At 57.5% G+C, this 4,754-nt stretch carries 8 protein-coding genes; 3 read left to right on the forward strand and 5 right to left on the reverse strand.

Going from position 1 to position 4,754, the window contains the following annotated elements; all coding sequences use genetic code 11:
- From U1703_RS18690 to U1703_RS18710, 5 genes are all read right to left on the reverse strand, one after another.
- Nucleotides 1-88, reverse strand: an 88-nt coding sequence (locus tag U1703_RS18690; protein WP_332786954.1) for a transposase, incomplete at its 3' end; no start/stop codon positions are given.
- A gap of 377 nt (nt 89-465) precedes the next feature.
- Nucleotides 466-684: a helix-turn-helix transcriptional regulator gene (locus tag U1703_RS18695; protein ID WP_332786947.1), complete on the reverse strand. Its 219-nt coding sequence runs from the start codon at nt 682-684 to the stop codon at nt 466-468.
- 33 nt (nt 685-717) lie between these two features.
- Entirely contained in the window at nt 718-1,452 is a 735-nt protein-coding gene (locus tag U1703_RS18700; protein WP_332786948.1) for a Crp/Fnr family transcriptional regulator, read from the reverse strand.
- A gap of 89 nt (nt 1,453-1,541) precedes the next feature.
- Complete coding sequence (locus U1703_RS18705) at nt 1,542-1,928, reverse strand: type II toxin-antitoxin system VapC family toxin (protein ID WP_332786949.1); 387 nt, start codon at nt 1,926-1,928, stop codon at nt 1,542-1,544.
- Nucleotides 1,925-2,218, reverse strand: coding sequence for an AbrB/MazE/SpoVT family DNA-binding domain-containing protein (locus U1703_RS18710; protein WP_332786950.1), 294 nt, complete (start codon nt 2,216-2,218; stop codon nt 1,925-1,927). Before U1703_RS18710 ends, U1703_RS18705 begins: the two co-directional genes overlap by 4 nt.
- 231 nt (nt 2,219-2,449) lie before the next feature.
- On the opposite strand from U1703_RS18710, the gene U1703_RS18715 reads away from it, so the two are divergent.
- From U1703_RS18715 to U1703_RS18725, 3 genes are all read left to right on the forward strand, one after another.
- Entirely contained in the window at nt 2,450-3,067 is a 618-nt protein-coding gene (locus tag U1703_RS18715; protein WP_332786951.1) for a recombinase family protein, read from the forward strand.
- A complete protein-coding gene (locus U1703_RS18720; protein ID WP_332786952.1) occupies nt 3,051-3,548 on the forward strand; it encodes a hypothetical protein in 498 nt (165 codons plus the stop codon). Before U1703_RS18715 ends, U1703_RS18720 begins: the two co-directional genes overlap by 17 nt.
- A 129-nt stretch (nt 3,549-3,677) precedes the next feature.
- Nucleotides 3,678-3,953 (forward strand): HU family DNA-binding protein, encoded by a 276-nt coding sequence (locus U1703_RS18725; protein ID WP_332786953.1) that lies wholly within the window; start codon nt 3,678-3,680, stop codon nt 3,951-3,953.
- Nucleotides 3,954-4,754 lie beyond the last annotated feature (801 nt).

Below are 4,754 nucleotides of genomic sequence, written 5' to 3' on the forward strand. Positions count from 1 at the left end.
TCCGGCACAACTCGGCGGTCTTCACGCCAGCCTCGTGCTCACGCAGCACGCCTATGATCTGATCCTCGGTAAAACGGCCTCGCCGCATCGCTCGTCTCCATCTGACGAGCTAACTTATCAATGGCATGATTTCCGGGGAGCACGTCAGACCGTATGATGTCTTGAATTGAAATGTCGATCGCGAAGAGCGTGCCGCGCATGGTATGGATGCCCGACTTGGTGGTATGAGCTGCTGCCGGTTTCGCTATTGATGTTGTGCTCGCCTGGCGCTCATGGACATTGCAGCCGTACATGTCCCGGCGGCTTACGCATTGAAGGATTGCCAGCTCACCAAGCTAAACGAACGTGGGATTCTATCGGCTCGGCCCGCTAAAGCTGTCTAGCTCAACTAGCTTTGTCCAATGTGGATGGTTTGCATCTATCATTTTTGTAAATCCGCCATCGGCTCTGGCAGGTTGGCAGCCGTCATCGCGCAGGATGATCATCGACATGGTAGAACATCGGATTGCGCAGCCATTCCTCGATCGCCGAGGCGCGCCAGCCCACGCAACGTGTGCTGAGCTGAACGTTCTTCGGAAAGGTAGCATGCTGAACAAAAGGCAGAAGTTGGGGAGATGAAAACACGTTACGTATGGCTGGGATTGGGTCGTCATGCGAAGGCCAGGGGCGATACGGATGTGACACCCTAGCGGCTGTGTTTGCTGCCCCCCAACGCCATTAGTTGGAGCGCGCCTTCGGGAGCCAACTACAATCCACGATTCGCTGGCGCACCGGCCGAACCGCGAGCTGCTGCAGTCCCTGCCGGCTTAGCAAGGTCATCCTATGACCGGAACGCGAAATTAGGCCCTGCTTTTCTAATCCGCGGATCATGCGGTTGACGTGGACGCTCGTTAGTCCGAGCAAGTCGCCCATTTGCTCCTGGGTTACCTTTAGGTCAAAGCTGTCCCCCTGCACGGCTCCTAAAGGCTCGAGACGTTCGAAGAGGTCTATCAGGAAGGCGGCGAGCCTCGCCTCGGACGATGTCCTGCCCATTGAAGCGAGCTGATCCATGAGCGCAATCCTCTCGTACTGCACGCTGAGGAGAAAGCGCGCGGCAATGCGTGGGTAAGTATCGAACAAGGTTCCGAAGCGTTTCAAGCTTACGGGTACGACGACAACATCAGTGAGCGCAGTCAGATCTTCCACGGTCCGTGCCATGCACATGCTAGGGGTCCCCAGGGCATCGCCCGGCAAATGAATTTTTAGTATCTGGCGCCTGCCATCGGGTAAGATCTGCGCTGCGGCCACCCAGCCCTCAACCAAAAGATAAAAGCAAGTCGGTAAGACGTCTTCGCCTCTGATGCGGGCGTGGCGCTTGAATGCCTGCGGAGCGTCGCCCAACGTGGTGATCGCCTGATGCTCGGCAGAGGTCAGCGTGCCAAATTCTTCGAAACGATGCAGCGGAAACGCCAAGTTTATCAGCCCTCTTTCATTACCTGTCTCATACGGCTTCCTTCCATTATAAAGAAAGGATCGGACCATCAAACCGTGGGATCAAACACCTAGCGAATATGCTCAACCTTCAGCCCTTTGACCTTGACCTTCTTCCACTCGCGATCAGCGGTGAGCGCGGGAACGCCAAGCTGCATGGCGAGCGCCAGGCACGATCGGTCGCCTAGACCACGACCAAACTCCTTTGTCTGGGTATGTAATCCAGCAGCCAAATACGCAGCTTCGATATCGTGAGCCCGGACATCAAGACGTAGTTCGTCCAGCAGTTCGCGGATGGTTTCGACATCCAGTCCGCTTAGCGACAGCTCCTTGATGACTTCCTGCAGGTTGACGGCTGAGATCGCCGCCAGCCCAACGTGCAATGCGACCTTATCAGCTCCTGGCTCATCGCGGACCAGCGCCAGCACCGCCGAGGCATCCATCACTACGGATGTCATGCGATATCCTTCTGCTGGTCTGCCTCAATACCCTTCTCCACGTCAGTGGCAGCCTCTGCCTTACGATCAGATAGGAAGTCTTCGACTGTTCGCGTCTGTTTGGCATGCTCGCGATACAGCGCTTGTGCGCGCGATACCCCATGGCCAAGTGGGGACAATCTGACCTGATCGTCCTCAATGGTCAAAATGACCTTGGCATCCCCATGCAGCCCCATCGCCTTCCGAACCGAAGCGGGTAGGACCATTCGACCATTGCTCGCTACTTTGATATCTATGGACTGCGTTGCCATACTACACATCCTGCTGCATCGACCGTGATTCCACTATACCACATTACAATATAATGCTCTTTTTTACAATGTGACATATTGCTAAATCCGCCTTGGCTCAACGTCAATCTGTGTATACCCTGGCGGAACATAGCCTGTGGAACACCAGCGGCGTTCGATCAGGGTCGTTTGCAGCGATATTGAACAGATGCCGCCGAGGGTCTAGAAGCTGATCGAACAGAAAGGGCCTTCATGACGCTTTTCGGCTATGCGCGCGTGTCGACGCTCGATCAGGACCTGGGCATCCAGGAAGCGGCACTGCGCGCGGCCGGATGCCAGACGATCCGATCGGAGAAAAAGTCAGGTACGGATCGCGGGGGAAGAACCGAGCTGCAGATCCTGCTCGACTTCCTGCGCAAAGGCGACACGCTAGTCGTCACGCGTATCGACCGGCTGGCGCGATCGATGAAGGACCTTCAGGACATCGTCCATGAGCTGAAGGGCAGGGGCGTGGCCCTCAAGGCCACAGAGCAGCCGATCGATACGACGACGGCCGCTGGCAAGGCCTTTCTCGATATGCTGGGGGTGTTCGCGGAGTTCGAGACGAACCTGCGCAAGGAGCGCCAGGCGGAGGGTATCGCGGCGGCCAAAGCGCGCGGCGTTTATAAAGGTGGCAAACCGCGCATCGATCCGGAGGCGGTGCGCCAGCTGGCGGCCAGGGGCATGCGACCAGCGCACATTGCCCGCCAGCTCGGCATATCGCGCGGGACAGTCTACCGATTTCTGCCAGCTGCGATTGGTGGCGCGGCGAACTCAATGGAGACCATACCAGAAACACTGCCGGAGTTGGCCAATGCCGATCCGGCCTGAGCATGTCTTCCTCTATCCCATAGACTGGCAGCATATCTCCCGCTTCGTGCGCTTTGTGCGGGCCAAGGGATGCTGTGAGCACTGCGGAAGACCGCATGGCGAAAGGGTGTTCCACCTTGGCGATGGCCGCTGGTGGGATGCCGAGCGCCTTTATTGGCGAAGCGGGCAGGGGCGCCGGGTCCGCCGCCCGGCCGAAGACATACTCACGGTCGGCAAATGGACGCCGGTCGTGCTCGCATGCGCGCACCTTCACCATGATCCGAGCGATAGCCGGTTCGAGCAGCTCGCCGCGCTTTGCCAGCGGTGCCATATGATCCACGATGCGCCCGAGCATCGGCGACGCCGCTGGATGAATGCTCATTACCGGCGTGCATTAGGTGACCTATTTTATGGCCCCTATCCGCTGCGGGGTGCTGACTGGATCACGCCCACACCAGCCAGCATGCTTGACGATCCCAGACTTTTATATTCGCCAAAATGAAAACAGCGGCTGCAGAGGTTGCGCACCGCGTTGCGCCTGCTTGGCGATATCCAAACGCCTTGAGGACCGAGAATTGCTTGTCGGCAGTTTTAACCGGTAAGGAGGCAGCTCAATCTGGAGAATGACCTCGTGAACAATGCCGAACTCGCCGAAACCCTGGTCGCCAATCACGGCATGAACAAAGCCGACGCACGCAAGGCGATTGATGACCTGATGGCTGCGATCGTAGCGGCGAGTGCCAAGGGCGACGAGGTCTCGCTATCGGGCTTTGGCAAGTTCAAGGTCAAGGACAGCCCGGCACGCGAAGGCCGCAATCCCGCCACCGGTGAAACTATTCAGATTGCCGCTTCGCGCAAGCTGACCTTTACCCCCGCCAAAGCCGTAAAGGATGCCCTCAACGGCTGATCACGGCTTATCCAACGCCCCGTCCCTCGCTGTTGGGGCGGGGCGTTGAATGACCTTACGATGAGGGCATCATCGGCAGTGATATTCCAACGCCCACTTATCAGCGGGCGACGGACCTTGCACATCAAATCATTCGGCCAGCCCCAACTTTGCTTGCGAGTTTTTCGGCCATTCCGGTCGCGATTCCGCCTATCACGTTATCGGCGAATTTTCTGCCGCGAGGCAATTAGACTACCGCCACGAGCAGGGTAACTGGTGCGGCAGCCAGCCTTTGATCGAGACAGGGTCGTACAGATACCGTCCGGCAGTTATGGCGTCGGCGCTGTGGCCGGATGGTCCGGCCATTCCATCTTTAGAGCTGCCGCAATATTTTACTTATTGGCGGACGAACCTGTGATCATGGGTGAGCTGCGATTACCCAAGCCTCGTAACGTCTTATTGACCTCGACGAACAGTGGCCCATCTATCAAACGTATTTCTTCGGTCTTTACGGGCCGGACACCTGTATTTGTAAGCAACCATGTTGTCTCTCCGCCTTGGGCGAGTGTAACACCAGCAATATTTTCGGTGCCGACATGGTATATCCAAACTTTGCCGTTGTTGACATTTTCGAGCCTATCCTTGGCTCGGCTAGCACCTGCGACTTGCCCAGCCGCCATGATGAGCAGGAGGCCAATAGTACTGTGTGGATCGGCGTGGAAAAGGGACCCCGGTAGCGGGGTGATCGGCGTCGAAAAAGGACCCCTCATCCCGGTGGTCTAGGGTGCTCGCTTGGCGGTGTGTCAGGCGGCGAGATCGGGA

This window comes from Sphingomonas flavida, from assembly GCF_036663655.1.
Classification (GTDB): domain Bacteria; phylum Pseudomonadota; class Alphaproteobacteria; order Sphingomonadales; family Sphingomonadaceae; genus Sphingomonas.

Bases quoted from the DNA above. Each gene is read 5' to 3' on its own strand.
- U1703_RS18720 (WP_332786952.1), top strand. From the start codon at position 3,051: ATGCCGATCCGGCCTGAGCATGTCTTCCTCTATCCCATAGACTGGCAG.
- U1703_RS18715 (WP_332786951.1), top strand. From the start codon at position 2,450: ATGACGCTTTTCGGCTATGCGCGCGTGTCGACGCTCGATCAGGACCTG.
- U1703_RS18710 (WP_332786950.1), bottom strand. From the start codon at position 2,218: ATGGCAACGCAGTCCATAGATATCAAAGTAGCGAGCAATGGTCGAATG.
- U1703_RS18705 (WP_332786949.1), bottom strand. From the start codon at position 1,928: ATGACATCCGTAGTGATGGATGCCTCGGCGGTGCTGGCGCTGGTCCGC.